Raw genomic sequence first — 26157 nt, forward strand, 5'->3', positions numbered from 1 at the left:
AATCTTCAATCTTCAATCTTCAATCGTCACCCGCCCACACTCCGCCATCACCGGACCGCGCTCCCCCTGGCCATCCTGCAGACCTACGGTCACCCCATACTCGCCGGGGGGCGTCGCCGGATTCAGGTTGATGTCCAGTTCATCCCGCACGAAGGTGGATTCGGCCGGCCAGGTGCTGGTAGGCCAGAGGCGCAGGGCAGAGCCTTCGTTGGGCAGCCCCTCGCCCCACACCCCTTCCGGCCCCACCACCTGGGCTGTGGCGGTGTAGTCCCCGGCGATGGGCCCCCGGGCCTGCCACCACAGGCGCACATGGACCCAGCCGCTGGGGGGATGCATCTCGTCGTCCCGGGCCCGGAGGACGGGAGTGGTCACTTCACAGGCGGCCAGCATCAGGTTGGGCGCCAGGGCTAGATCGGGATGGCGGGCTGTGGGCGCCAGGGCGGGCAGCTCGGGAAAGTGGCTGCGCAGGGCATAGCCGCTCAGCTTGATCCCCGCCGGATACTGCTCGGTGATACGGGGAAAGTGCTGGTTGAGCCAGCCCTCCACCAGCCGCTGGTCGTCCACCCCGGCCAGGTGGCTTTGGGTCAGCCACAGGGTGGCGGCCCCAAAGTCTACCAGACCTTGCAGCGGCGGCGCGATGACCGTCTCCACGTCGTCGGGTTCCAGCCGTCCGCCCCAGGGGAAAAAGACGGGCAGCTCGTCAAAGTGCATCCGCTGCCGCAGATACCACTCCAGGGCGTCGTGGGTGTAATCCACGTGGGTCACCACCGCAGCGGGCAGGCCAGGGCTGGCGGTCTGGTATTGGAGGATGTAGCGGGCGGCGGCGCGCCAGTTCTCCCGGTAGCGGGCGGGCGTCCACAGGGGAGGCAGGGCCGCCGCCAGGAGCAGCACCGTCGCGGCGAGGACAGGCCATCCCGCGGCTGGCCATCGTCGGGCCAGGATGGCCCCTCCCCGGGCCGCGGCCCACAGGACGAAGGGCGCCAGAAAGATCAGGTAGCGATCCTCGGCGAAGATGGAGCTGCTGCGGCTGAGGAGCACGTTGGCGATCAGGAGGGGGACACCAATCCAGCACAGGAGCCACAGCCGATCACCAGTACCCTGGGCGCGGGGCCAGGCCAGCCCCACGAGCACCAGCCCAGCCAGGAGGATGAGGGCCGCAAGGAGCAGCGGCTGGGGCCACTCCACCCGCCAGACGGTGAAGATCTGCAACAGACGCCGCAGGTTGTGGGCAAAGTCCGCGAACGCGCGGCCTGGCTCTCCTTCGGCCGCGTTGACCAGCCAGGCGTTGCGGGCCAGGGGCAGGAAGAGCAGGCTGGCCAGGCCCAAAGCCCCCACTCCCTCCACCAGCCGCCGGCGGTCCCGACTCTGCCACCCCAGGAGCAGCAGGGTCAGGCCCGCGGCCGGGAGCACAAAGGCGCTGAAGAGATAGGTGTACAGAGCGGCCTCCAGGCAGGCCACAAAGCCCAGCCACCACCAGAGCCGACGCCGGGACGCCTGCCACGCCCGCAGCAGAGAGTAGGCCGCCCAGACGATGGCGGCGGTCGCGGGCTGGAACATGCGCAACTCCTGGCTGTACCAGACCAGCACCGGGCTGAGGGCCACCAGGAGCCCGGCCAGGCGGCCAATCCCCCGGCCGCTGAGACGGCTGGCCAGCAGCAGGATGCCCAGTACCGTGGCCACGCCCAGGAGGCTGCCCAGCGCCCGCAAAGCCCCGTCATCCTGGGCCAGTCCAAAGGGCTCCAGCAGCGTCTGCCAGAAGTGGAGCGCCAGGTAGTAGAGGGGCGGGTGCTTCTCTTCCACCAGCTGGAAGGTCTTCTGCCAGGTGTAGGCAGGATCGGCACCGGCCCAGCGCAGGCTGACCGCCTCGTCGAACCAGATGCTGTGGTAGTCCAGGCGCCAGAAGCGGGTCAGGGCAGCCACGGCCAGCACCAGCAGGTCCGGCCAGGGTGTCTGCCAGAAGCGAAGCCAGGAACGAGGCCAGGAAGATGGATTCATGGTCGATGAACGGTGGGATGGGCGGGTGTCTGGGAGGCGGGTAGCCCGAGCTCGGTCACCCGGGCCCGCAGGAAAAAGCGCCGGTAGGCCCGGACCTCGGCCAGTTGCTCTTCCAGCTCGGCCCGGAGGATGTCGGCTTCCTCTGGGTGTTCTCCGTTGTGATCTGCTCCTTCGGGCACCCGGATGCGGGCCGCGTCCCCCGCCAGCCACTCTTCCAGCTGGATCAGCCCCCGCACCTCCAGCCAGAGCAGGCTGTGACGGATCACGGCCTCGGTGGTGCCCAGCCGGGCGGCCATGCGGCCCACGTCCAGCAGCCGGTCTCGCTCCAGGGCGTATTTGCACATGCCGGCCACGCTGCGCAGCACCCCGGCCACAGAATCGTCCGTGGTGGGGCGGCCACACAGGTAAATGGCCGAGGGCTGGCTCGTCTCCACCAGCCAGCGCAGGAGAGCAGAGGATGGCGGAATGCTCCACAGAACCAGGGGCGCGCCGGGGGAGATGTCCTGGGCGAAGGCCGTGCGGGGGGCATAGGGAACGGCCTGGCCGGGCTCGGGGGTGTGGTGGGCCAGGTGGACCCCCTCCGCGTACCAGTGGGCCTGCTCCGGCCCGGGCAGGTCGGCCAGCTGGACGGGCCTGGACCGCAGGTCGTGGATGGGCACGGCCGCCGGCGTGGCCACGGCGATTTCGGGGACATGGGCCTGGCCGGGCCGGCTGGCCACGTAGCTCAGTTGCAGGCTGCGCTCCCCGCGGAATTCATTGATGCCCAGGGTATAGACCAGGTCCACCGGGCCGGCCGGGAGTTCGCCATCGGCGCCGTGGAACCAGATGACCGGCTGGCGGGTGCCGTCCGGCGCCTGGACCAGCAGCTTGCGATGGCTGCCGTCCCGGCCCAGGCGGCGGTCGTCCACCACCTGCAGTTGCCGGCTGAGCCACTGGGGCATGGGGTTGCCGTTGCCGAAGGGCGCCAGCCGCTGCAGGGCTTCGGCCAGAGGCATGGACAGCTCGCCCAGGGGCACCTCGGCATCGATGACCAGGCCAGGTGGCACATCCGGGCTGCGGTGTGCCTCCACCTGCCGGTCCAGCTCCCGGCGGAAGCGGTCGATGTTTTCCGGGGGCAGGCTGAGGCCCGCTGCGCCCGGGTGGCCGCCGTGACCCAGCAGCAGGTGGCTGCAGGCCGCGATGGCCGCGCCGATGTCCACCCCGGGGACGCTGCGGGCGCTGCCCCGGGCCGGCTGGCCGGGCGGGTTGAGCAGCAGTACCGTGGGCTTTTGGAACTCTTCCACCAGCCGGGAGGCGACGATGCCCACAATGCCGGCGTGCCAGGCGGGATGGGCCAGCACCAGGGCGTTGAAGTCCAGCAGCCAGGGATTGCGTTCGATGATCTCCAGCGCGCTGGCGGTAATCTGGCTGGTGAGCAGGCGGCGCTGCTGGTTGAGCCGCTCCATCTGCGCGGCCAGCTGGCCGGCCCGGATGGGGTCGGTGGTGGTGAGGAGCTCCACGGCCACGGTGGCGTCCTCCAGCCGGCCCACCGCGTTCATCCGAGGCCCCAGTTGGAAGGCGATGGACTCCGCGTCCACCGTGGCGGGGTTGAGCCGGGCCACCTCCATGAGGGCCAGCAGGCCGATGCGCCGGGTGCGGCGGAGCTGTTCCAGGCCCAGCTGGAGCAGGTAGCGGGCGTCGTGGACCTGTTCGGCCACGTCGGCCACGATGCCCAGGGCCACCAGGTCCAGGAAGACCCGTTCCTGGCCGGCCTGCCCGGCCTGCTGGAAGAGGGCCTGGATGAGCTTGAAAGCCACGCCCACGCCGGGCAGGGTGCGCAGGGGGTCATCGGGGGGCTGGAACTTGGGGTTGACGATGGCGTCGGCCCGGCGCACGCTGTCGGCGCCCACCTGCTGGGGGGGCAGCCCAAAGAGGGGATCCTGGCCTGGGGTCAGCGACTGGAGCTCGGGGGGGAGGTCGTGGTGGTCGGTGACGATGACCGTGAGCCCCTGGTCCTTCGCGTAGCCAATGGCGGGACCTTCGGCGATGCCCGTGTCGCAGGTCAGCAGCACGTCCGGCCGAAAGGAGGGATCTGCCAGCTTCTCGGCCAGGACGGCCACCTGGATGCCATGGCCTTCCCGGAAGCGGTTGGGCACGTGGAAGCGCACCCGCTCCGGGCCGGCCAGATGGCGCAGACCGGCCACCAGGGTGGCGGTGCTGGTCTGCCCGTCCACGTCGAAGTCCCCCCAGACCAGGATGCGCTTTCCGGCCGCGATGCTTTCGTGTAGAAGTTCAGCGGCCCGGGCGAGGCCGAGGAGGGCTGTGGGCGGAGCCGGCCTGTAGGCCTCCGGATCCAGGAAGGGACGGGCCTTTTCCGGCGTGTCGAAGCCCCGTTGGGCCAGGAGTTGGGCCACCAGCCGATGGCCGTCCACCAGGGCGAGAAGCTCTGGCGCGGGGTCTACAGGTGGGCGGAGGGTCCAGGGTTGACTCATGGGAACACCGGTACCAGGGGATGGGTCAGAAGGCCAGTTCGGCCACGTCGTCCAGGGTGAACTCCAGGGCGGCGGTCACGTCCACGGCGAAGAAGTCTTCCATATCCTCCACATCGTCCAGGTCACCGGCTGCTGTGCCCCGGTTGCAGCGGCTTCGGTAGACGCAGAACTGGCAGAAACGGCGTCGGTTGGCCTCGGTGTCGGGCACTTTGGGGAAGTCTGCAGGCCGCTGGCCGGCCAGGATCTCGGCCAGCAACTGCTGGAGTCTCCGCTGATTCTCCTGGTGTTGGCTGCCATCATAGCGAAAGCGGATGGGCTGTTCCGGCGCCGCGGTGAACCAGTAGAGCATCTCCACCTGCTCTGGCTGCACAGGCCCCCAGGGCAGGGAGGGGGAGGCCTCTACCAAAACGTAGGGGTAGATGAGGCTCTGCAGGCGTTGCCGGAGGGTGGCCGGCTCTGGGCGGCGCCGGCTGGTCTTCCAGTCCACGATGACCACCCGGCCTTCTGGGTCAGCGGCGATCAGGTCGTATTTGGCGGCCAGCCGGAAGCCCTGTTCAGGGCTGTCGGGGCGCCCTTCCAGGCCAAAGGGCACGGACAGGATTCGCTCTACCTCCTTGTGCGCCTCGGGGAGGTGGGCCGGCCGGTGGGCCCGGTAGGCAGCGAACCAGGCATCCAGCGGGGGGGGCAGGCTGGCGGCCAGAAGCGCCGGGTCCAGGCCGATCTCGACCCGCTCCACCAGGCGATGGAAGGCCGCGCCCAGGCGCATGAGCTGCTCATGGTCCTGGACGGGCGCGGCCTCCACCGCGGGCCAGGGCAGTTGCTCCACATAGGCCAGCCAGAAGCGTCGCGGGCAGTCCTGGTAGGCCTGCAGGCTGGACTGGCTGAAGGCGAAGGTGTCCGGCAGGCGTGGGTATGGATGCTTTGGGTCATTCACAGCGTGCATAGGGCCATGATAGCACACGGTGGCTGGCCGGAGCAATTGCCCGGCCGATGGGAGGACGTCTCACCCGGCCTGGGGCCGGACACCCACGTAGCGGGCTCGGGGCCGGATCAGGCGGTCGCTCTGGTATTGCTCCAGCGCGTGGCCGATCCAGCCTGCCATGCGCCCCAGGGCAAAGAGGGCCAGCGCCCGGCCAGCCGGCAGCTCCAGGGCCTGGGCCAGGGTCGCCAGGGCGAAGTCCAGGTTGGGGTATAGCCCGAAATGGGCCTGCACCGCCTGGATCAGCGCGTTGGCCACCTCCATGGCCGGCCCGTCCGGGCATGCGGCCCGGGTAGCCTCCAGCAGGCAGGCGGCCCGGGGATCGCCGGCCGGGTACAGGGGATGGCCGAAGCCGGGCAGCCGATCCCCCTGCTTCACCCGCCGGGCAATGGCTTCCCGTACATCCTCCCGGGCGTCCCGCAGGAGGGCCTCGCACCGGGCGGTGTCCCCGCCATGTCGAGGTCCCTGGAGGGCAGCCAGGCCCGCGATCACGGTGGCGTAGGGCGTGGCGCCGGTGGAGGCCACGCCCCGGGCTACGAAGGCCGAGGCGTTCAGCTCATGGTCGGCGCAGAGGATCAGGGCCGCGTTCAACAATTGGGCCGCGTCCGGCCGGTCAGGAAGCCAGGCCTGCTGGAGCTGCTGCGCGATGGGGCCCTGGCCGGCCTGGCCCGTCAAAACGCCGGTGGCCAGGGCCAGGAGGCGGGCGCCGGTGCGGGCCACGGCAGTGGGGTTCAGGTCGTGGGCGGCCAGGTCCTCGGCCGCGGCCAGGGGCAGCAGGGCCTGGAGCTGCTCCATGGGCGTCAGCCGGCGGAGCCGGGGGGCCAGCTCCTGGCAGGGCGCCAGCAGCCGGGCCACTGTTTCGTCTTCCGCCTCGAAGATCCCCTCTGTGTGGAAGCGGCCGGTCCAGAGGAGGGCGGCCACCGCCTCGAAGGGGTGGGTGCGGGCGAGCTCCGTGGCCTCGTGACCCCGGTAGTAGAGGCGTCCGTTTTCGATCAGGGTGATGGCCGACTCCAGCACCGGGTCGCCGAAGTGCAGGGCGTCGTCCAGCCCCTGGGCCGGGCGACGGCGGCGCTCCCGCCGCTGCTTCAGGGCCTGGACATCGGCCGCGTGGTAGCGGCGTTTTCGGCCACCTTCGGCCGTAGCCTCGGAGCGGATCAGGCCCCGGCTGACGTAGGCGTAGAGGGTGCCCAGGCTGATGCCGAGCTCCGCGGCGGCTTCCCGGGCGGTGTAGAAGAGTGGGTCGGACATGGGTTTACTGGTGGGGCGCTCTGTCAACTGCCCTGGACACAGGGAACAGCGTCAAAACCGGGTCGAAATATATTGATTGTTAGAATCAAGATTGACAACGTTGACTGGCTGGCCTATCATAGCATAGAAGTGATTCGCCCTCAAACGTAGAAGGATGGAGAGATGTCAACTACCCAAACGGCTCAAACCACCGACGCCTTCAAGCCTGGCCTGGAAGGCGTCATCGCCGCCGAGACCCGCCTGAGCAGCGTAGATGGCCAGAAAGGCGAGCTCATCATCGCTGGCTTTCCCCTGGAAGAGCTGGCCGCCCATGCCACCTTCGAGGAAACGGCCTACCTCCTCTGGTACGATCACCTGCCCACGGCCGCCGAGTTGGAGCGCTTCCGGGCCGAGCTGGCCGGGTATCGGGCGCTGCCCGCCGCCACCCTGACCCTGTTGGAGCAGGTGGCCCAGGTCCGCCGCCCGGCCATGGACGCGCTGCGCATCGCCGCGGGGGCCATGGATCTGGATGCCCGCGACCTGGATGACCATGGGCTGGCTCGCCTGGCCCTGGCCCGTATCCCCACCATCGTGGCGGCCTACTGGCGGCTGCTCCACGGCCAGGCCCCGGTAGAGCCCGATCCGGAACTGGGCCACGCGGCCAACTACCTCTACATGCTGGAGGGTGCCCGCCCCACGCCGGCCAAGGTGCGGGGCCTGGAGACCTATCTCAACACCGTCTCCGACCACGGGCTCAACGCCTCCACCTTCGCCGCCCGGGTGATCATCGCCACCCAGTCGGACCTGGTCTCCGCGCTGGTGGGGGCCATTGGCGCGCTCAAGGGACCTCTCCACGGCGGCGCGCCGGGGCCGGCCCTGGACATGGTCTTCGAGATCGGCGACGTTTCCCGGGCAGAGTCCTACCTGCGGGAGAAGCTGGAGCGGGGCGAACGGCTCATGGGCTTCGGCCACCGGGTCTACAAGGTGCGGGACCCCAGGGCCGAGGTGTTGGCCCGGGCCGCGGAGGTCATGTATCGGGATGGCGGGGACATGGCCCTCTACAACCTGGCTCGGGAGGTGGAGAAGATTGCCGTGGCGCTGCTGGCCGAATACAAGCCGGGGCGCAACCTGCAGACCAATGTGGAGTTCTACACCGCGCTCCTGCTCCACGGCCTGGGCCTGGACACGGACCTCTTCACTCCCACCTTCGCGGTGGGGCGTACCGCCGGCTGGATCGGCCACTGTTTTGAGCAGCGGGCCACGGGCCGCCTGATCCGCCCCGATTCCCGCTACATTGGCGAGCGCAACCGCCGCTGGGTTCCCCTGGAGCAGCGTTAGTCCAGCCCGGCGGAAATAGACCAATGGTGACTCTTCTGCAAAAAGGGCATTTTTGAACGCAAAGGCGCAAAGAAACGCAGGAGAGAGTCACCCGAATCAGCGTTCATCTGGGTGGGTCAGCGTCCTCATTTGACCTTTGTGCAGTAGAGCCAATAGTAGGTCACGCATTCTTGCGTGACGGGGTGCCCGTAGAGACGCACGGCCGTGTATCTCTACGGGCGCCCATGTCCAGCCGGGAGGCCGGACCTACGACGGGAGGTGCCTGGACGATGGCTTGCTCTTTTGGGCCAGCGCCTGATACAGCGCCACCGTCTGCCGCGCGCATTCGTCCCAGCGGAAGCGCGCCGCGTAGAGCGGCCCCTGGGTGCGCATGGCCGCCGCCCGCTCGGGCTCCTGGAGGATCTGGCCCACGGCCGCGGCCAGCGCTGCGTCGTCCGTGGGCGGCACCAGCATCGCCACGTCGCCGGCCACCTCCGGCAGGCTGCTCACCTGGCTGCAAACCACCGGCGCGCCGCAGGCCATGGCCTCCAGCACCGGAAAGCCGAAGCCCTCGTAGAGGCTGGGCATGAGCACGCAGTCCGCGCCGGTGTAGAGGGGCGGCAGATCTGCGCCCGGCACATAGCCGGCGAAGGTGACATCCCCTTCCAACCCCAGCCGTTTCACTTCCTCCTGGATGGGCTCAAAAAGCCAGCCCCGGCCCCCCACCACCAGCAGTCGATGGGGATGGCCGGCCTGTTTCAGGCGCAGGAGCGCGCGCAGGGCCGTGGCATGGTTCTTGCGGGGCTCCAGGGTGCCCACCATGAGCAGGTATGGCCGATCCGGGCTGTAGCGCTGCCGGATCCGCTGGACCTCGGCCGGCGGGGCGGGCCTGAAGGCCGGATCAATGCCCTGGTAAATCAGGTGAATTTTGGCCGGCGGAACCCGGTAGAGCTCCATCAGGTCCCGTTGGGTGTGGCGGCTCACGGCGATGATGGCATCTGCCCGGCGCACGAAGAGGGGCATGCCCACCCGCAGGAAGAGCCGGTTGGTCCAGGTGTGGTGCTGGGGGTAGCGCTCGAAGATGAGGTCGTGGACGGTGAGCACCGTGGGCACGGGCAGGTAGGGCAGGAGATGTTCCGTGGCGTGGTACAGGATCGGCCTGCTGTCCGGGGAGGACCTGGGCAGGATACCGGGGTAGGGGATACCCAGGAGCTGGCTGGCCAACACGCTCAGCCGCCAGGCATACTGGTTCAGGGGCAGGGTACGCCTGGGAGCCTGGGCCAGCTCCTGGGGCAGGTCATGCCCGCTGTGGGCGTTGTAGAAGAAGGTCAGGGCCATCTCCGGGGGCGCCTCGGCCAGCAGATGGCGGGCGAGCTGGCCTGCATAGCGGCTCAGGCCCGCGCCCTGGTGCACCGCAGGTCCCACGTCCAAAATCACCTGCAAGGTCGAGGGGCGGGGGGATGTGACCGGCATGGACAGGCCCCTCATCGCTGCTGGAGGATGGCCTGGATGCGGCTGATGATCATCTCCATGGCCACCCGGTTGTTGCCCCCCTCAGGCACGATGATATCCGCGTAGCGCTTGCTCGGCTCCACAAACTCCAGGTGCATGGGGCGCACGGTGGCCAGGTACTGGCGCACCACCGACTCCAGGGAGCGGCCCCGCTCCTGGATGTCCCGCTGCAGACGGCGGATAAAGCGGATGTCCGGGTCGGTGTCCACGAAGATGCGCATGTCCATCAGTTCCCGCAGGGCCGGCTCCACGAAGACCAGGATCCCTTCCACCAGCACGATGGGGGCGGGCAGCACCCGCTGGGTCTGGCGCAGGCGGGCGTGGGTGGCGAAGTCGTAGATGGGCACCTCCACCGGCTGACCCTGCAAGAGCTGGCGGATGTGCTGGACCAGCAGGGGCGTGTCCAGGCTGTCCGGGTGGTCATAGTTGCAGGCAGCCCGCTCTTCCGGCGGCAGATGGCTGTGATCCCGGTAGTAGCTGTCGTGTTGCAGGTAGGCGATGTGCTGGAGGCCGATGGCCTCCTGGATGCGCCGGCTCACCGTGGTCTTGCCGCTGCCGGTGCCGCCGGCCACGCCGATGACAAAACCCTTGTTGCCCATGGCCTACTCCTGGGAACTGGATGACGCTCCTTTGGCGGCGTGCGCTCCTCTTGCCGCCGCAGCCGGGGCACCCTCTTCCGTGCCGTCGTCATCGTCTTCTGCGTCTGCGTCTGCCTCCTCCTCCGCTTCCTGTTCCTCTTCCTGCCACGCTTCCAGCTCTGCCAGGGTCGCCTGGCGGTCGCTCTGGGCGATCACCAGCGTGTGCTCCTGGGGCCAGGGGGCTACCTGCACCAGGAGCCAGGTGGGGCGTCGCCAGAAGCCAACAGCCCCTGCCAGGGCCAGGAACAGGGCCGGCCACAGCAGCCACACCCCTGGCATCCGCCGGATCTCCACCTGCAGGCCAGGCATGGGCACCCAGCGCAGGCGGGGTCCGTCCGGCCCCAGGCGGATCTCCTGGGCTTCCCGGCCGGAGAGTTCCAGCCGTTCCCGGGGCTCCACCGAGTTGCCGCTGTACACCTCCACCAGGAACTGCTCCGATGGCTCAGGCGCACCCGCGGACGTCTGTGGAGCCCGGCGCACCAGGCGCAGGCCCAGCCCTGCTTCCGGCAGGACCAGGGATTCCTCGCTGCCGGGTCCGGGGAAGAGGAGGCCTACTGTGGCAGCGGGGCGTCCCTGGCCGGGCCGGGCGATGGCCGGGCTGCCGTCAGTCGTGGCCACCAGTACTCCCAGGGGCCCGGGCCGGGCGATTACGTCCACCGGGCCCAGCCGCAGCCGGGTCCGGGCCGTGACGGTGGCGGAAGCCCGGTGTTCGCCCACCCGCGCCTCCAGCACCGGTGCCGGGAGCGCCTGGGACGACGTCTCCTCCACCGGAGGCACCGGGTAGGAGAGTTCCACGTTGCGCAGGGCATAGCGGTAGGTCTCGCCCGGCGCCAGGGTGGGCGGCGCCATCTGCCAGCCCAGGGTCACCACCGACCACATGGCCAGCAGGGCCAGCAGCAGGCCAGCCAGCAGCGCCGGCCGCAGGTAGGCGAAAGGAGCGTCCCGGGTGGCCCAAAAGCGGACCTCCGGCAGCTCTGCCTCTGGCGCTTCTGGGGGCAGGGGGGCCGTCCCTTCGGCCACCTGTTGGAAGCGCTGGCCGAGCCAGGTACGCAACGCTTCAACTGTCTCCTTCGGCGGCAGGGGGAGGGCCTGGCGAAGCCGGTAGAGGGGAATGCCGGCCTGGAGGCTCAACGGTTCGGCCCAGGCAGGGGCGGGCTGGGTCAGCAGTTGTTCGGGATTCCGCCGGATGCGATACAGCAGCAGGGCATAGCCCAGCCAGGTGCCCAGCTGTGCCGCCAGGATCAGCCCCACCAGGGCCAGGAGGAAGCGGAGCAGAGGGCTGTGGAGCACGTTGAACAGCCCCAGCGCACGCAGCAGGCCGCCGACCGCGCCGTAGCTGCTGCTGGTGGTCAACAGCCAGCGGGCTGCCGCCGCCGGCTCATCGTTGAGCTGGCCTGGCATCTGAGGCAGGAGCAGGCCACCCAGAACCAGCAGCAGGGCCAGCCCGCCGGGCACCAGGAGCAGCCAGCGCTGGTTCAGCCACTCCCAGAGGGTGCCGGCCAGGTTGGGGATGGCCCGGCCAGCCCTGGCCTCCGGGCCGGGGAGTTGGATGGATTCTTCGTTACTGGGTTGCGAAACAGCCATCCCGTCACTTTCCTGAAGATGGATGAAGCCAGCGCCGGATCTCCTCGTCCAGGTTGGAGAGGGGCGCATGGCGGACCGTACACGTGGGCAGAGATTCCAGGAACGCCTGGCCGTATTCCTTGCGCCAGATGCGGCTGTCCAGGATGATGACCACGCCCCGGTCGGTGGTGCGCCGGATGAGCCGGCCAAAGCCCTGACGCAGGCGCAGGATGGCGTCGGGCAGGGTGTAATCCCAGAAGGGGTTCTCCATCTCCGCGCTGCGGGCGGCCACCATGGGGTCGCTGGGCACGGCAAAGGGCAGGCGCACGATGAGCAGGCAGCGCAGCTCGTCGCCAGGCAGGTCGATCCCCTCCCAGAAGCTGCGGGTGCCCAGCAGGACGGCCCGCTCCGTCTGGCGAAACTCCCGCAAGAGCCGCTGCCGGCTGCTGACGCCGTGCTGCAGGACGGTGATGCCCGCCCGGTCCAGGGGGCCGCGGATGGCCTCCGCCGTGGCCCGGAGCTGGTTGTAGCTGGTGAAAAGGACCAGGGTTGCGCCGTTGCTGGCCATGGCCGCCTTGATGATGGCCTGCTCCACCGCCTGCTGGTAGTGGACGTGATTCGGCTCCGGCATGTCGCTGGGCAGGAAGAGGAGGGCGTTGCGCTGGTAATCGAAGGGGCTTTCCACCGTGGCGGCTGCCACCTCCCACAGGCCCAGCCGCTCCCGGATGAAGCTGAAACCGCTGCCGGTGCGCAGGGTGGCGCCGGTGAAGATGGCGCTGCGACAGCCCCGGACCAGGGCCTTTTCCAGCACGTCGCTGACGTACAGGGGCGCGGCCACCAGGCTCACCTCCCCCTCCTTTTCGTTGACTTCCAGCCAGGTGACGATGTCGCCTTCCGGGGGGCGGGCGCCTCCCCGGCTGCCCTCCCGCAGGCTCACCCGGGCGCCCGTTGGGCGGGGCTGAAAGATGATCCGGTCCAGCCAGCGGGCCAGCTCGGCCACGGCCGTCGCGATGCCGTGGAGGTCATCCAGGTAGGTGGCGTAGGGTTCGGGCCCCCCGCGGCCGCGGCCCCAGCCGGCCTGCTCCAGGTAGGCTGTGAGCTCGCTGAGCTGGCGGGCCAGGCTGTGCAGGTGGCCGCTGACGTGATCCCACTCGATCTCCACCTGGCTCCACGCCGGCTGGGTGCGGACCCTGCCGTCCAGACGCAGGCGCTGGGCATAGGTGAACTCCTGGCGGATCTCCTCGTGGGCGAGAGCGTAGTTGCGCAGCACCTGGGCGAACTCCTGCAGCCGGGCCTGCAGCGCCTGGACCTGCCCGGCCACGCTGCGTAGCAGGCTGGCCAGCCCGTGGTCCAGGCGCTGGTGGGCGGCCTGGGACAGGTGGGCCATCAGGTCTCCGTTCGGGCCCATGCGGCCCAGTAGGCTGGCCACCGAGGGCCACTCCACCCGGTAGGTGAGCTGCTCCGTGGCCGCGTCTTCCAGGCGGTGGGCTTCGTCCACCACCAGGTGGCTGTAGGGGGGCAGGACTCGCCGCGCGGGGCCGTCCGGGAGCCCCCGGGACGCGGCGATGTCGGCCATGAGCAGGGCGTGGTTGATGACCAGGAGGTGGGCCCGTTCGGCCTGCTGGCGCGCCTCCAGGAAGAAGTCCCGATGGGGGCGGCCGCCTCGGGGGCCGGGCTCCATCTGCCCGTGGCATCGTTCCGGCGTGCAGGTGGCCGGGTCGGAGCATAGGCGGGCCCAGATGGCCCGTTCTCCCGGCGTAGGCAGGAAGAGCTCACTTACATCCCCGCTCTCGGTGGTGGGGAGCCAGACCAGTACCTTGGCCAGGACCCGTAGCTCGAGCGGAGAGAGGCGACGGCCCTGGTACCAGGCCTGCAGCCGGCGGGTGCAGAGGTAGTTGCCCCGCCCCTTGAGCAGGGCGGTGTTCACAGGCGGGTGGCCTTCCAGGCTCAGCAGCCGCTGGAGCAGGGGGATGTCCTTGTCCATGAGCTGGTCCTGGAGCGCGATGGTGTTGGTGGCTACCACCACCCGGCGCTGGTGGGCCAGGCTCCAGAGGGCGGCTGGCACCAGGTAGGCCATGCTCTTGCCGGTGCCCGTGCCGGCTTCTAACAGGAGGTGTTCGCCCCGATTCAGGGCCTCGATCACCTGCAGGGCCATCTGGAGCTGGCCATCCCGGGGTTCGTAGTGGGGGCCCAGGAGTTGGTTCAGGGAGCCGCCGGGGGCAAAGATGGCCTGCACCCGCGCCCGCAGGACCTCCGGATCGGCCACTCCGGAGAGTGTTTCCTGGTCCAGCAACAGGGAGTCGGGCACATCCATCTGTGGCATGGGCCGGGCCCTACGCCCGAGTGGAATTCCCCGGGCCAGGGCCGTCGTGTCCGGTTCCTGCTCCTCCTCATCCAGGCGTTCGGCAAAGAGCTCCAGGGGCGTCCAGTTGCTCTCCTGGCCGCAGGCCAGCAGGGTGGCAGCAACAGCCGGAGGCAGGGCCCAGATCTGTTGGCGCAGGAGGCTGAAAAGGGCGGCGGTGGCTTCTGCATCATCCAGGGCCCGGTGGGCATCGGAGAGGGGGATGGAGAGGGCCTGGCACAGTTCGCCCAGCCCATAGCTGGCCATGCCCGGAAGCAGGATGGAGGCCAGCTCGAAGGTGTCCAGGGTGGGGCGATGGAACTGGATGCCCGCGGCCTGGAGGAAGTCCAGGTCGAAGCTGGCGTTGTGGGCCACCACCCCGGCCACGTCCCGGGTGACGAAGGCCAGCAGCTCTGGCGCCACCGCCTCCACGGGCGGCGCGTGGGCCACGTCCTGATCTCGGATGCCAGTGATCTGCTGGATGCGCAGGGGGATGGCGCGCCCCGGGTTGACGAAGGTGACGAAACGCTCCAGCACCTGGTGGACCATCCTTCCTGCCTGCACGCAGGAGCGAAAGCGCACCGCGCCGATCTCGATGATGGCGTCGCGCCTGGGGTCCAGGCCAGTCGTTTCCAGATCCAGAGCGACGTAGATACGCTCTGCCATAGATTGGGTCTTCTTTCTTCCCTGCATGGATACGAGAATTCCCGGGCCCAAGGAAGCCCAGGGATGGGTGCGCCCATGTTGGGGAACACCGGCCAACAGTCATCCTGGTTTGCGACTGTGAGCTACCCAAACTGTGAGCTACCCAAGTGGTGTGCGCTGCTCAGGATGCCCATTGCCGCCGCCATTATACCAGGGCCCAGGGAGAGATGGCGAATGGCTGGGGATCGTCCGGCCCTCTTCAATTGGCGAACAGCCCATTTTGCGGCACAATGGCGGGTATGCGTGTATCAGTCGTCGTAACCGTCTACAACGAGAGCCGTACCATCGAACGTCTGCTGGATTCCCTGGCCGGCCAGACCCGGCGACCCGACGAGGTTGTCATCTGCGACGGCGGCAGCAGCGACGGCACGCCCGAGCGGATTCGCGCGTATGTGGCCCGGCATCCAGAGCGCCTGCCCGGTTTGCGGCTGTTGGTGGAGCCGGGCGCCAACATCAGCCGGGGCCGGAATCTGGCCATCGCCGCCGCCCAGGGCCCCATCATCGCCGTGACCGACGCGGGCGTCCGGCTGGCGCCAGACTGGCTGGCCCGCTTGATCGAGCCGTGGTGCCGGGCCCGTCCCGGCGAGGAGCCCCTGGCCGTGGCCGGCTTCTTCCTGCCCGATGTGGAGGGTGTCTTCCAGACGGCCATGGCGGCCACGGTGTTGCCCCTGGTGGACGATATCGACCCCCGGCGTTTCCTGCCCAGCAGCCGTTCCGTGGCCTTCACCAAGGAGGCCTGGGCCGCGGCGGGCGGCTATCCGGAATGGCTGGACTACTGCGAGGATCTGGTCTTTGACTTTGCCCTGAATGCCCAGCGCGCGCCCGCGCCCACGGCCTTTGTCTGGGCGCCGGATGCGGTGGCCTATTTCCGCCCGCGGGAAAGCCTGCGCGCCTTCTGGCTCCAGTACTACCGCTACGCCCGGGGCGATGGCAAGGCGGACCTCTGGCGCAAGCGCCATGCCATCCGCTATTTCACCTATGGTGTGGCCGTGCCGGCCCTGGTGGGCCATGGCCTGTGGGGAATGTGGGCCCGCTGGCTGGGATGGGCTGGACTGCTGGCCGGGGTGGCCGTCTACTGCCGCCGCCCCTGGCAGCGCCTGGCCCGGGTGGGGGCCCACCTCTCCCGGGGCCAACGCCTTCAGGCGGCGCTGCTGGTACCCCTCATCCGGCTGGTGGGCGACCTGGCCAAGATGGCCGGGTATCCGGTGGGGTTGTGGTGGCGCTGGCGACACCGCCGCGACCCGTCCGTTCACTGGCGGCGCTTTTCATGAGGCCGGAGCATGCCTTTACTCATTGATGGCCACAACCTGATCGGGGCCGGGGTCTTTGCCGACATCGATCTGGCCGACGAAGACGACGAGGCCAGGCTGGTGGCGCGGCTGCGGGTCTGGAAGAGCCGATATCGGGGCAAGATCACGGTGGTGTTCGACCGGGGCATCCCGGGGGGACGGGACCCCAGGCTGGGCGGCGCCGGGGTGGAGGTCATCTTCGCCGCGCACCCGGCTGAAGCGGACGACCTGATCCGGCGACGCATCCACCGCCGGACGCCCGGCCTGATCCTGGTCAGCAATGACGAGGCCCTCCTGCGGGAGGCCGCGGCCTACGGCGTGGAGACATGGCGGGGGCAGGAGTTCGTGGAGCGGTTTACGCCCAAGAACCCCAAGCTGGAGGCAGAGGCGGAACCCGGCACCGAGCCCGATCTGCAGCTGTCGGAGCAGGAGGTGGCGGAGTGGCTGGCGCTCTTCGGCAAGTCCAAGACCCGGCGGCGGACCGGCAAGCGCCGTCCGAAGTCGGGCGCCGGGTCGGATGCACCCGCCGGCCGGGGCCGCCAGGCCAAAGCCCGGAAGCCCAAGGATGGCTCATCCGGTGGCCGTGCGCCCAAAAAGCGCAAACCCGGGGGCGGCCAATCCAGAGATGCTCAATGACTCTACTGACCAGAGATGATTCAATCAGAAGGTAGCCAGCGATGAGCCAGGAGAGCCCTTCGAGACGTTTTCAGCGCCGGGTGGTGCCGGCCGCCCTGATCGAGGCCACGCCGGACGCCGGCGGCCTGGGCTATTGGATTTTGGCTTCACCCATGCTGGGCTTTTTGGCCTGGGCGTGGGTGGATGTCTTCGCCCACTTCAGTCCGCTGCCCTGGTACTGGGTGGATGCTCTCCTGGCGGTGCCTGTGTTCGTGCTCCTGGTGGTGTTGCCCTTGGGCTATCTGGCCCACCGCCTGGTCACCGGGCTGCCCGGCCTCTTCCAGCACGCCGGCTGGGATGTCCAGCCCCTGGAGCCAGTGGAGCCGGATGAGCTGTACCTGGTGCGCTATCGGTATCAGGCCCGGCATCGGGCCCCGTTCTCCTGGTCCCGCTTATGGCTCCGGGCCGCCCAGGGTTGGGTCTACCTGGAGATCGCCGCCATTCTGGTGGGCGGCGTCCTCATGATTCCCCTCTTTTTCAGCGCCACAGAATTCGGCTTTGGCCGGTGAGCCCTTCCCCTGTGCCCCGGTCCCGCAAGGAGGGGTAACCCGCATCAGGCGGGGTGGGCCGCGCCCGCGGCCAGCTCGGTGGCCAGGCGGCGAACAGCGTCCACGCCGTCCGGGCTGCCGGCGGCCTTGACCAGGGCCGAACCCACGATAACCCCGTCGGCCAGCCGGGCCACGGCCGCGGCCTGCTGACCGTTGGAGATGCCGAAGCCCACGGCCAGGGGCAGGTCGGTGTGTTGGCGCACCCGGCGCACGAAGTCGGCCAGGTCGGGGGGCAGCTCGGCCCGCTCGCCGGTGATGCCGGTGACGCTGACCAGGTAGATGAAGCCAGTGGCGTGTTGAGCCACCAGGCGGATCCGGGCCTCGGTGCTGGTGGGGGCCAGGAGGTAGATGGTGGCCAGCCCGGCGCGGCGGCAGGCGGCTTCCACTTCCTCCGCCTCCTCGGGCGGCAGGTCCGGCACGATCAGACCGTCGATGCCCGCCTGGACGCCATCCTCCACGAAGCGCTCCACTCCGTAGGCGAAGAGGGGATTGAAGTAGGTCATGGCACAGAAGGGTTGGGTGACCCCTGCGGCCCGCAGTTCCCGAACCATGGCCAGGCAATCGGCCACGGTGGTCCCCTGGGTGAGGGCCGTGTAGGTGGCCGTCTGGATGGTGGGGCCGTCGGCCAGGGGGTCGCTGTGGGGAATCCCGATCTCGAAGAGATCGGCGCCGCTCTCGGCCAAGGCCTTCACGATGGCCAGGGTCTGCTCCCGGTTGGGGTAACCCATGGCGTGGTAGGGCATGAAGGCCGCCCGGCCCTCCCGGCGGGTCTTTTCAAACACCGTGCGTATACGTTCAACGCCAGACATGGCAACTCCTTTAATCATTCACTTTAGCTCTTTCATCACCGTTCCCAGATCTTTGTCTCCCCGGCCACTCAGGTTCACCAGGATGATCTGGTCTTTGTCCATCTGGGGGGCCAGCTTGAGGACGTGGCCGATGGCGTGGGCGGACTCCAGGGCGGGGATGATTCCTTCCAGCTCGCAGAGGGCCTTGAAGCCGGCCATGGCCTGCTCATCGGTGCAGTAGGTGTACTCGCTGCGGCCAAGATCCCGCAGCCAGGCATGCTCCGGCCCCACGCTGGCGTAGTCCAGCCCGGCGCTGATGCTGTGGGTGAGCGCGATCTGGCCGTCCTCGTCCTGGAGGACGTAGCTCTTGGTGCCCTGCAGGACGCCCAGACGCCCCAGTTTCGGGTCGGCGAAGCGGGCCGCATGCTGGCCACTCTCGATGCCGAGGCCGCCGGCCTCCACGCCGATGAGCCGTACCTGCTCATATTCCAGGAAGGGGTGGAAGATGCCGATGGCGTTGCTGCCGCCGCCCACACAGGCCACAATGACATCGGGCAGGCGGCCGGGGCCATCCTGGCTATCCAGCATCTGCTGGAGGGCTTCCTGGCCGATGACGCTCTGGAAATCCCGGACCATGGCCGGGTAGGGGTGGGGGCCCAGGGCGCTGCCCAGCAGGTAGTGGGTGGTGCGCACGTTGGTCACCCAATCCCGGATGGCCTCGTTGATGGCGTCCTTGAGGGTGCGGCTGCCGCTGTCCACCCCCCGGACTTCGGTGCCCAGCAGGCGCATGCGGAAGACGTTGGGTTCCTGCCGGGCCATGTCCACGGTGCCCATGTAGACCACACACTCGATGCCCAGGAGCGCGGCCGCGGTGGCGGTGGCCACGCCGTGCTGGCCGGCGCCGGTCTCAGCCACGATGCGGGTCTTGCCCATCTTGCGCTTCATGAGCAGGGCCTGGCCCAGGGCATTGTTGATCTTGTGTGCGCCCGTGTGGGCCAGGTCTTCCCGCTTCAGGTAAATCTGCGCGCCGCCCAGGTGCTCGCTCAGGCGGCGGGCGTAGGTGATGGGCGTGGGGCGTCCCACGTAGGTGCGCTGCAGGTAGGCCAGTTCGGCCAGAAAGTCGGGATCACTGCGGGCCTGGAGGTAGGCTTCCTCCAGCTCTTCCAGTGCGGGCATCAGGGTTTCTGGTACGAATTTGCCGCCATAGGGGCCAAAGTGGCCGCTCTCGTCGGGGACGGCTCGATAGTTCACCCGCTGGGGGTCTTTCGCTCCTTGGGTCATTGGATTGATTCCTTTCTCAATGGCCGAATTTCCACGGCCGAATCCAGGGTCCCTCAACCGTCGGCGCGGCCCAGGGCCGCCAGCACTGCCTGGCGCATCACCGGCACGGGGGGCGCCGTGCCGGTCCACAGCTCGAAGGCGATGGCACCCTGCCAGACCAGCATGCCCAGCCCGCCGATGGCGTGGGCGCCGCCGGCCCGGGCATGGCCCAGCAGCCGGGTCTCCGGCGGGTTGTAGACCAGGTCGTACACGGCCTGGTCGGGGCGGAAGGGCAGCGCCTCGTCCCAGGGCAGGCCCTCCACGTGGGGGGTCATGCCCAGGGTGGTGCAGTTCACAATCAGGTCGGCGTCCTCTGCCGCCTGGGGAAGCTCCGCGGGAAAGGCACCGGCGGCCATGGGGCAGCGGGGGAAGGCCGCCTGCATGGCCGCGACCAGCGCCTGGGCCTTTTCCGGGGTGCGGTTGAGCACGGTGAGGCGGGCGCAGCCTGCCTCGGCCAGGCCGTAGACCACCGCCCGGGCGGAGCCCCCCGCGCCCAGGACCAGTACCCGCCGTCCTCCCGGCTCCACGCCGTGGTCCCGCAGGTCTGCCACGAAGCCCCGGGCGTCGGTGTTGTCGCCCAGCAGGCTGCCGTCTTCCTCCACCCGGATGGTGTTGACCGCGCCGATGGCGGCTGCCGCGTCGGTGAGTCGATCCAGGTGGGGGATGACGGCCTGCTTGTGGGGCACGGTGACGTTGGCCCCCCGCAAGCCCAGGGCCCGCACCCCTCGGACGGCCTCGCCGATGCGTGCCGGCGGCGTCACCGGCACGGGCAGGGGAACGTAGCGCCAGTCCATTCCCAGCGCGGCGAAGGCGGCGTTGTGCATGGGCGGGCTGACGCTGTGGCTGACCGGCCAGCCGATCAGGCCGACGATTTGGGTTTTGCCGGAAATTGAGGACATGCAACAGTTCCTTCTGGTTGGCGCAAGGTGATGGATGGAACTACGGTTTCACCTCCAGCGCGGCGCCCAGGGCCTGGAGGGTGGCCTCGAAGCCGGGGAAGCTGTCGGCGGTGACCTCCGCGCCGTAGACGGTGGTGGGCCCCTGCGCGGCCAGCGCGGCCACGGTCATGGCCATGGCCAGGCGGTGGTCGCCGTGGCTTTCCACGGTGCCACCCATCAGCCGGGTGGGGCCGTCGATGATGAAGCCGTCGGGCGTGGGTTCAATGCGGGCGCCCATCTTGCGCAGCTCGCTCACGGTGGTGGCGATGCGGTCGGTCTCCTTGACCCGCAGTTCGCCTGCATCCTTGACCACGGTGCGGCCGTGGGCCTGGGTGGCCACCACCGCCAGGGTGGGCAGCTCGTCGATCATGGTGACGATCTGCTGGCCGCCGAAGGTGGCCCCCCGGAGCTCGCCGTACTGGACCTCCAGGTCGGCCACTGGCTCGCCCGACTGTTCGCGGGGGTTCTGGAACTCGATGCGGACGCCCATCTCCTGGAGGGCCTCCACGAAGCCGGTGCGGGTGGGGTTCACCCCCACGCCGGTGATGGTGATGCGGCTGTCCGGCACGATACTGGCTGCGGCCAGGAGGAAGGCGGCGGAAGAGATGTCGCCGGGCACCGTCAGCTCCAGGGGCTGGAGGGGGCTGCTCGGCCGTTCGCTGTGGACGGTGTTGCCGTAGACGGCGATGGGCGCGCCCATGGCCTGGAGCATGCGCTCCGTGTGGTCCCGGGCCGGGCCGGGCTGGCGTATCACGGTCAGTCCCTGGGCGTAGAGGCCGGCCAGCAGCAGGCAGCTCTTGACCTGGGCGCTGGCCACGGGCATGTCGTACTCGAAGGCCCGCAGGCGGCCGGGCGCGATGCCCAGGGGCGCGTAGCGGCCATCCTGGCGGCCCATGATGGTGGCGCCCATACGGCGCAGGGGCTGGACGATGCGGTCCATGGGGCGGCGGCGGATCTGGGCGGTGCCGTTCAGGAAGCTGCTGAAGGGCTGGCCGGCCAGGAGGCCGGTGAGCAGGCGGATGGTGGTGCCGGAGTTGCCGCAGTCCAGCACGTCCTCGGGCTCCTGCAGGCCGTCCAGCCCACGGCCGTGGACCACCAGCTCCGTGGGTGCGACCTCGTCGATCTGGACGCCCAGGCCGCGCATCACAGCCACGGTGGAACGGCAGTCGCCGCCGTCCAGAAAGTTGCTGATTTTGCTGACGCCTTCGGCGATGCTGGCGAACATCACCGCCCGATGGCTGATGGATTTATCGCCGGGAACATGGCAGCGGCCGGTCAGTCGATGGCCGCCGTGGATGTGGATTTGAGTCATGGCTCTGCTTCCGCACGTTCGTGCTATCGTTGTGCTATTGTTGTCTCTACTGCACAAGGGTCAAATGAGGACGCTGATCCATGCAGATGAACGCGGATTCGGGTGATTACCCAATCCCCTGATCCCCCGATCCCCTCCCCTGCCAGCGGGCCCGGGCCTGTTGGGAGATGGCCAGCTTGGCCTGGAGGGCCTCTTCGTCGCCGTTGGCCAGCAGGGTGCGCAGCTCGGCCACGTGCTGGCCGAAGCGCTCCAGTTGATCCAGCACCGCCTCCCGGTTGGTCATCAGGATGTCCAGGAACATGCGGGTGTCGCTGGCTGCAACCCGGCTGGTATCCCGGAAGCCGCCGGCAGCCAGCTCCCACACGGCCGGATCCTGGGCGCCGGTGTCGGCCACCGCGTGGACCAGGGCGCTGGCCAGCAGGAAGGGCAGGTGGCTGATGCTGGCCACTAGACGGTCGTGGCGCTCGGCTTCCAGCACCATGGGGCGGGCGCCGACGGCCTCCACCAGCTCCCGGGCCAGGTCCAGGGCCTCCGGGCTGGTGCGGGGCAGGGGCGTCAGGATCCAGGGGGCGCCCCGGTAGAGGCCCGGCTCCGCGGCCTGGAAGCCGGCGGTCTCCTTGCCGGTCATGGGGTGGCCGCCGATGGGCTGGAGCCCCGGTGGGAGCCGATCCATGGCCGCGCAGATGGTCTGTTTGGTGCTGCCCAGGTCCATCACCAGGGTACCCGGCCAGAGGCGGGGGCCCAGCTCTTCCAGCATGTGGACGATGGTGCGCACCGGCGTGGCCAGGATCACGATGTCCGCGCCCAGGATGCCGGTGTAGAGGTCGTTGGTGGCCAGGTCGACGGCGCCGGCGAAGAAGGCGTCCAGGACGGTGTCGGTGCGCCTGGCCACGCCCCGTACTTCCCGGCACAGGGTATGCTGGCTGAGGTCCAGGCAGAGGCTGGCGCCCATGAGGCCCAGCCCCACCACGGTGACACGGCACTCTGCAAGACGTTTTTTCATGGGGTCAAAGTCGTCGCGATGGCGGCTGCCCTGGGGCCGGCGGGGGATGCCGGCCCTGGACCCTGGCGTTAGAGGCCGCGTCCCACAGCCTCGGCCACCGGCCGCAGCTCCTGCATCATTTTGGCGAACCGCTCGGGTGTCAGGCTCTGGGGGCCGTCGCTCCAGGCGTTGGCCGGATCCGGGTGGACCTCCACCATGATGGCGTCGGCGCCGGCGGCCACGGCGGCCTTGGCGATGGGCGTGACCAGGTTCCACTTGCCGGTGCCGTGGGCCGGGTCGGCCACCACGGGCAGGTGGGTGAGTTCCTTGAGCACCGGAATCGCGTTGACGTCGAAGGTGAAGCGGGTGGCGGTTTCGTAGGTGCGGATGCCCCGCTCGCCCACCATCACCTTCATGTTGCCGCCGCTGAGGATGTACTCGGCGCTCATGAGCAGTTCCTGGATGGTGCTGCTCATGCCCCGTTTCAGGAAGACGGGCTTGTTCTGTTGGCCCAGGGCTTTGAGAAGGGCGTAGTTCTGGGTGTTGCGCGCGCCCACCTGCAGGATGTCCGCGTAGTCGGCCACCAGCTCGATGTCTTCGGGGGTCATGACCTCGGTGATGATGGGCAGGCCGGTCTGTTCCCGGGCTTCGGCCAGATAGCGGAGGCCCTCCTCGCCCAGGCCCTGGAAGGAGTAGGGGCTGCTGCGGGGTTTGTAGGCCCCGCCGCGCAGGATGCTGGCGCCGGCCTCCTTGACCGCGTGGGCCGTCTCCAGGATCATCTCCCGGCTTTCCACGCTGCAGGGGCCGGCCATGACCACCACTTTGTGGCCGCCGATCTGGACGCCGTTGACATCGATGACCGTGTTTTGCTGGGTGAAGTCCCGGCTGGCCACCCGGAAGGGCTGCATGACCCGCATGGTCTTTTCCACGCCGTCCATGGCCTCGAAGGCGCTCTGGTGAAGCAGATGCTCGTCCGCGCCGATGATGCCGATGATGGTGCGGGCCTCGCCCCGGCTCAGGTGGACCTTGTAGCCCATCTCCTCCACCCGACGTACCACGGCCTCGATGTGTTTGGGTTCAGCATGTTGCTGCATGACGATGATCATAGATATGGACTCCTCTGGATGCTCTGGTTCCTCGTACCATGCACTCTCGGTGACAGGGTGCCGGCGTTTTCTCTACTTCTGCCAGGCAAGGATTCTGCCAGGCAAGGATGCGTAACCTGCGTCACTACGTCACTATGTCGCTGTTGCGCGTCAGGCACTGTTGACGCCAGACTGTGCTAGGCCACCGCCGTCAGGTCGGCCGGAGTGACGACCCCGTTGTTGGACGGCTGGCCCAGGGTGCGGTCGATGGCAACGGCCACCCGGCGGAGCTGATCCATCAGCCGGGCGAACTCATTCAGGTCCAGGCTCTGGCGGCCATCGCTCATGGCGTTGTCCGGGTCCGGATGCACTTCGATGATCAGGGCATCCGCGCCGGCGGCCACGGCGGCCCGGGCCATGGCGGGCACCAGCTCCCGGTAGCCGGTGCCGTGGGAGGGGTCGGCCACCACGGGCAGGTGGGTGGCTTGTTTGAGCACGGGCACCGCGTTCAGGTCGAAGGTGTTGCGGGTGGCGGTTTCGTAGGTGCGGATGCCCCGTTCACAGAGCAGGACGTTGTTGTTGCCGCTGCTGACGATGTACTCGGCGCACATGAGGAGTTCCTCGATGGTGCCGCTGATGCCCCGCTTGAGCATGACCGGCCGCTTCACCTTCCCCACCGCCTGGAGCAGGCCGTAGTTCTGCATGTTGCGGGCACCGATCTGGAGGATGTCCGCATATTCGGCCACCATGGGGACCGCTTCCACAGTCATGACCTCGGTGATGATGGGCAGGCCGGTCTGCTCTCGGGCTTCGGCCAGGTACTCCAGGCCCTTGAGGCCCAGGCCCTGGAAGGAGTAGGGGCTGGTGCGGGGCTTGAAGGCGCCGCCCCGGAGGACCTTGGCGCCGGCCTCCTTGACTGCGTGGGCCGTCTCCAGGATCTGCTCCCGGCTTTCCACGCTGCAGGGGCCGGCCATGACAATGACCTCGTTGCCGCCGATGCGCACATCGCTGCCGGGCAGCTCGATGATGGTGTCATCGGGGCGGGTGCTGCGGCTGGTCAACTTATACGGCTCCTGGATGCGCACCGTCTCCTTCACGCCGTCCATGGCGTTGAAGGTCTCCCGGCTGATGCGGGTCAGGTCGCCCACCAGGGCCACCACGGTGCGGTGCTGGCCGTAGATGGGGTGGGTCCTGGCGCCCAGGGACTCTGCCTTGCGGATGACGTTTTGAATCTCCGTCTCGGTGGCATTGGGTTTCATTACGACGATCATGGTTGGATTCCTTTCTGTAACTGCTGGCAACTCTGTCGCTTTTCTGGGACGACCGTCTTTCTGAGACGACCGTCGAGAAAAGCGGCGATCTGTCTTCTAACTCCCCTGGAGGAGTGGTTTCTGTCGTAAACTCAAATCTGTAACAACTGGGACTGGGCGGTGACCTCCTCCTCGCCATTTTCCAGGGAGGCGGGCGGATAGCTGCCCAGGAGCTTGACGAAGGCGGCCCGGTTCAGCAAGTGGAGCAGCGCCTCGCCGGCGTTGGGATCCTGCCAGTGGCCTTCGAAGTCCAGGTAGAAGACGTACTGCCAGGGGCGATTGCGCCGGGGGCGGCTTTCCAGCTTGGTCAGGTTGATGTGACGGCGGGCGAACTCGCCCAGGGCCTCGTAGAGGGAGCCGGCGATGTTGGGCACGGCGAAGACCAGGGATGTCTTGGCATTTTCCACCCGGGGGGCATCCCCTTTGCCCACCACAAAGAAACGGGTGTAGTTGTGGCGCAGGTCTTCGATGCCCTCCTGGACGATCTCCAGGTTGTAGTGTTGGGCGGCCAGCTTGCTGGCGATGACGCCCACCCCTTCCACCGGGTTTTCGGCCAGGTCTTTGGCGCTGCCGGCCGTGTCGTACCAGGGCACGGCGATGTAGTTGTGGCGATTCAGGAAATTCTCACACTGGGCCAGGGCCTGGAAGTGGCTGCGCACTTCCCGGATCTTGTGGGCCTGGCCGGGCAGGGTGAGCAGGTTGTGGCGCACCCGCAGGAGAATTTCCCCGTGGACCTTGAGGTCGTGCTCCAGCAGCAGGTCGTAGGATTTGTTGATGCTCCCCGCGGCGGAGTTCTCCACCGGCACGGCGCCGAAGTCAGCCCGCCCTGCCTCTACGGCTTCGAAAATGTGTTCAAAGGCCCGGCAGGGCAAGGTCTCCACCTGGTCGCCGAAATGTTGGCGGACTGCCTCCTCGGAGTAGGCGCCCGGCTCTCCCTGAAACGCGACGATGGTCATAGTCCCTTCACTCCCCAGCTAAATTCACTCGTACAGTCTGACGTAAATACCACGGCAGAAACTCCGGGTGTCCTCTGGACGCACTACATCTGGTGGAACCTGTCGGCGAATTTCTGCCGGGATTTACCCTGCTTCGCCCGTTCTCATCCGCCGGACAGGGCAGGCAAGATGAAGACATGGTCGCCCGCCTGGAGGCGGGTATCCAG

At 68.6% G+C, this 26157-nt stretch carries 20 protein-coding genes; 4 read left to right on the forward strand and 16 right to left on the reverse strand.

All coding sequences use genetic code 11. From position 1 onward, the window contains the following. Positions 1 to 12: 12 nt before the first annotated feature. From FKZ61_RS17560 to FKZ61_RS17575, 4 genes are read right to left on the reverse strand one after another with little or no spacing between them, the layout of a single operon-like run. Complete coding sequence (locus FKZ61_RS17560; RefSeq protein WP_141611438.1) at positions 13 to 1995, reverse strand: glycosyltransferase family 39 protein; 1983 nt, start codon at positions 1993 to 1995, stop codon at positions 13 to 15. Further along, positions 1992 to 4466, reverse strand: coding sequence for a single-stranded-DNA-specific exonuclease RecJ (locus FKZ61_RS17565; RefSeq protein WP_141611439.1), 2475 nt, complete (start codon positions 4464 to 4466; stop codon positions 1992 to 1994). The genes FKZ61_RS17560 and FKZ61_RS17565 overlap by 4 nt, the downstream gene beginning before the upstream one ends. A gap of 25 nt (positions 4467 to 4491) precedes the next feature. Then, a complete protein-coding gene (locus FKZ61_RS17570) occupies positions 4492 to 5409 on the reverse strand; it encodes a PD-(D/E)XK nuclease family protein (RefSeq protein WP_141611440.1) in 918 nt (305 codons plus the stop codon). 60 nt (positions 5410 to 5469) lie between these two features. After that, positions 5470 to 6693: a citrate synthase family protein gene (locus FKZ61_RS17575; protein WP_141611441.1), complete on the reverse strand. Its 1224-nt coding sequence runs from the start codon at positions 6691 to 6693 to the stop codon at positions 5470 to 5472. A gap of 162 nt (positions 6694 to 6855) precedes the next feature. On the opposite strand from FKZ61_RS17575, the gene FKZ61_RS17580 reads away from it, so the two are divergent. Further along, positions 6856 to 8010 carry a citrate synthase/methylcitrate synthase gene (locus tag FKZ61_RS17580; protein WP_141611442.1) on the forward strand — a complete coding sequence of 385 codons (1155 nt, stop codon included), beginning with the start codon at positions 6856 to 6858 and terminating at the stop codon, positions 8008 to 8010. 246 nt (positions 8011 to 8256) lie between these two features. Here the strand turns inward: FKZ61_RS17580 and FKZ61_RS17585 are convergent, their stop codons facing one another. The 4 genes from FKZ61_RS17585 to FKZ61_RS17600 are packed head-to-tail and all read right to left on the reverse strand — an operon-like array spanning position 8257 to position 14709. Next, positions 8257 to 9462 (reverse strand): glycosyltransferase family 4 protein, encoded by a 1206-nt coding sequence (locus FKZ61_RS17585; RefSeq protein ID WP_170199922.1) that lies wholly within the window; start codon positions 9460 to 9462, stop codon positions 8257 to 8259. 11 nt (positions 9463 to 9473) lie between these two features. Beyond that, positions 9474 to 10100, reverse strand: coding sequence for a uridine kinase (gene udk / locus FKZ61_RS17590; protein WP_141611444.1), 627 nt, complete (start codon positions 10098 to 10100; stop codon positions 9474 to 9476). Positions 10101 to 10103: 3 nt separating this feature from the next. After that, entirely contained in the window at positions 10104 to 11723 is a 1620-nt protein-coding gene (locus FKZ61_RS17595; protein WP_141611445.1) for a hypothetical protein, read from the reverse strand. 4 nt (positions 11724 to 11727) lie between these two features. After that, a complete protein-coding gene (locus FKZ61_RS17600; protein ID WP_170199924.1) occupies positions 11728 to 14709 on the reverse strand; it encodes a helicase C-terminal domain-containing protein in 2982 nt (993 codons plus the stop codon). Positions 14710 to 14987: 278 nt separating this feature from the next. Between FKZ61_RS17600 and FKZ61_RS17605 the strand changes: the two genes are divergently transcribed. From FKZ61_RS17605 to FKZ61_RS17615, 3 genes are read left to right on the forward strand one after another with little or no spacing between them, the layout of a single operon-like run. Further along, the gene (locus FKZ61_RS17605; RefSeq protein WP_141611447.1) at positions 14988 to 16019 is read left to right on the forward strand and encodes a glycosyltransferase; all 1032 of its coding nucleotides are present in this window, start codon (positions 14988 to 14990) and stop codon (positions 16017 to 16019) included. Positions 16020 to 16028: 9 nt separating this feature from the next. Then, positions 16029 to 16673 (forward strand): NYN domain-containing protein, encoded by a 645-nt coding sequence (locus FKZ61_RS17610; RefSeq protein ID WP_141611448.1) that lies wholly within the window; start codon positions 16029 to 16031, stop codon positions 16671 to 16673. A gap of 41 nt (positions 16674 to 16714) precedes the next feature. Then, the gene (locus FKZ61_RS17615; RefSeq protein ID WP_141611449.1) at positions 16715 to 17221 is read left to right on the forward strand and encodes a hypothetical protein; all 507 of its coding nucleotides are present in this window, start codon (positions 16715 to 16717) and stop codon (positions 17219 to 17221) included. 44 nt (positions 17222 to 17265) lie between these two features. Here FKZ61_RS17615 and trpA read toward each other — a convergent pair whose 3' ends face one another. From trpA to pheA, 8 genes are all read right to left on the reverse strand, one after another. After that, on the reverse strand, positions 17266 to 18069 hold the full coding sequence (trpA, locus tag FKZ61_RS17620; protein WP_141611450.1) for a tryptophan synthase subunit alpha: 804 nt from the start codon (positions 18067 to 18069) through the stop codon (positions 17266 to 17268). Between the two features lie 18 nt (positions 18070 to 18087). Beyond that, positions 18088 to 19329 carry a tryptophan synthase subunit beta gene (trpB, locus tag FKZ61_RS17625; protein ID WP_141611451.1) on the reverse strand — a complete coding sequence of 414 codons (1242 nt, stop codon included), beginning with the start codon at positions 19327 to 19329 and terminating at the stop codon, positions 18088 to 18090. Positions 19330 to 19382: 53 nt separating this feature from the next. Then, entirely contained in the window at positions 19383 to 20267 is an 885-nt protein-coding gene (locus FKZ61_RS17630) for a shikimate dehydrogenase (protein WP_141611452.1), read from the reverse strand. Positions 20268 to 20307: 40 nt separating this feature from the next. Next, positions 20308 to 21618 (reverse strand): 3-phosphoshikimate 1-carboxyvinyltransferase, encoded by a 1311-nt coding sequence (gene aroA / locus FKZ61_RS17635; protein WP_141611453.1) that lies wholly within the window; start codon positions 21616 to 21618, stop codon positions 20308 to 20310. Positions 21619 to 21724: 106 nt separating this feature from the next. After that, positions 21725 to 22621 carry a prephenate dehydrogenase gene (locus tag FKZ61_RS17640; RefSeq protein WP_141611454.1) on the reverse strand — a complete coding sequence of 299 codons (897 nt, stop codon included), beginning with the start codon at positions 22619 to 22621 and terminating at the stop codon, positions 21725 to 21727. A gap of 68 nt (positions 22622 to 22689) precedes the next feature. Next, a complete protein-coding gene (gene aroF, locus FKZ61_RS17645) occupies positions 22690 to 23706 on the reverse strand; it encodes a 3-deoxy-7-phosphoheptulonate synthase (RefSeq protein ID WP_141611455.1) in 1017 nt (338 codons plus the stop codon). Positions 23707 to 23882: 176 nt separating this feature from the next. After that, positions 23883 to 24956: a 3-deoxy-7-phosphoheptulonate synthase gene (aroF, locus tag FKZ61_RS17650; RefSeq protein WP_141611456.1), complete on the reverse strand. Its 1074-nt coding sequence runs from the start codon at positions 24954 to 24956 to the stop codon at positions 23883 to 23885. Positions 24957 to 25087: 131 nt separating this feature from the next. Further along, complete coding sequence (gene pheA / locus FKZ61_RS17655) at positions 25088 to 25951, reverse strand: prephenate dehydratase (RefSeq protein WP_141611457.1); 864 nt, start codon at positions 25949 to 25951, stop codon at positions 25088 to 25090. Positions 25952 to 26157 lie beyond the last annotated feature (206 nt).

The sequence above is a fragment of the Litorilinea aerophila genome (genome assembly GCF_006569185.2).
GTDB classification, from domain to species: domain Bacteria; phylum Chloroflexota; class Anaerolineae; order Caldilineales; family Caldilineaceae; genus Litorilinea; species Litorilinea aerophila.

What these genes read in the sequence shown, in the direction of transcription:
- FKZ61_RS17560 (WP_141611438.1), bottom strand. Translation starts at nt 1,995, where the DNA reads ATGAATCCATCTTCCTGGCCTCGTTCCTGGCTTCGCTTCTGGCAGACA.
- FKZ61_RS17565 (WP_141611439.1), bottom strand. Translation starts at nt 4,466, where the DNA reads ATGAGTCAACCCTGGACCCTCCGCCCACCTGTAGACCCCGCGCCAGAG.
- FKZ61_RS17570 (WP_141611440.1), bottom strand. Translation starts at nt 5,409, where the DNA reads ATGCACGCTGTGAATGACCCAAAGCATCCATACCCACGCCTGCCGGAC.
- FKZ61_RS17575 (WP_141611441.1), bottom strand. Translation starts at nt 6,693, where the DNA reads ATGTCCGACCCACTCTTCTACACCGCCCGGGAAGCCGCCGCGGAGCTC.
- FKZ61_RS17580 (WP_141611442.1), top strand. Translation starts at nt 6,856, where the DNA reads ATGTCAACTACCCAAACGGCTCAAACCACCGACGCCTTCAAGCCTGGC.
- FKZ61_RS17585 (WP_170199922.1), bottom strand. Translation starts at nt 9,462, where the DNA reads ATGCCGGTCACATCCCCCCGCCCCTCGACCTTGCAGGTGATTTTGGAC.
- udk (WP_141611444.1), bottom strand. Translation starts at nt 10,100, where the DNA reads ATGGGCAACAAGGGTTTTGTCATCGGCGTGGCCGGCGGCACCGGCAGC.
- FKZ61_RS17595 (WP_141611445.1), bottom strand. Translation starts at nt 11,723, where the DNA reads ATGGCTGTTTCGCAACCCAGTAACGAAGAATCCATCCAACTCCCCGGC.
- FKZ61_RS17600 (WP_170199924.1), bottom strand. Translation starts at nt 14,709, where the DNA reads ATGGCAGAGCGTATCTACGTCGCTCTGGATCTGGAAACGACTGGCCTG.
- FKZ61_RS17605 (WP_141611447.1), top strand. Translation starts at nt 14,988, where the DNA reads ATGCGTGTATCAGTCGTCGTAACCGTCTACAACGAGAGCCGTACCATC.
- FKZ61_RS17610 (WP_141611448.1), top strand. Translation starts at nt 16,029, where the DNA reads ATGCCTTTACTCATTGATGGCCACAACCTGATCGGGGCCGGGGTCTTT.
- FKZ61_RS17615 (WP_141611449.1), top strand. Translation starts at nt 16,715, where the DNA reads ATGAGCCAGGAGAGCCCTTCGAGACGTTTTCAGCGCCGGGTGGTGCCG.
- trpA (WP_141611450.1), bottom strand. Translation starts at nt 18,069, where the DNA reads ATGTCTGGCGTTGAACGTATACGCACGGTGTTTGAAAAGACCCGCCGG.
- trpB (WP_141611451.1), bottom strand. Translation starts at nt 19,329, where the DNA reads ATGACCCAAGGAGCGAAAGACCCCCAGCGGGTGAACTATCGAGCCGTC.
- FKZ61_RS17630 (WP_141611452.1), bottom strand. Translation starts at nt 20,267, where the DNA reads ATGTCCTCAATTTCCGGCAAAACCCAAATCGTCGGCCTGATCGGCTGG.
- aroA (WP_141611453.1), bottom strand. Translation starts at nt 21,618, where the DNA reads ATGACTCAAATCCACATCCACGGCGGCCATCGACTGACCGGCCGCTGC.
- FKZ61_RS17640 (WP_141611454.1), bottom strand. Translation starts at nt 22,621, where the DNA reads ATGAAAAAACGTCTTGCAGAGTGCCGTGTCACCGTGGTGGGGCTGGGC.
- aroF (WP_141611455.1), bottom strand. Translation starts at nt 23,706, where the DNA reads ATGATCATCGTCATGCAGCAACATGCTGAACCCAAACACATCGAGGCC.
- aroF (WP_141611456.1), bottom strand. Translation starts at nt 24,956, where the DNA reads ATGATCGTCGTAATGAAACCCAATGCCACCGAGACGGAGATTCAAAAC.
- pheA (WP_141611457.1), bottom strand. Translation starts at nt 25,951, where the DNA reads ATGACCATCGTCGCGTTTCAGGGAGAGCCGGGCGCCTACTCCGAGGAG.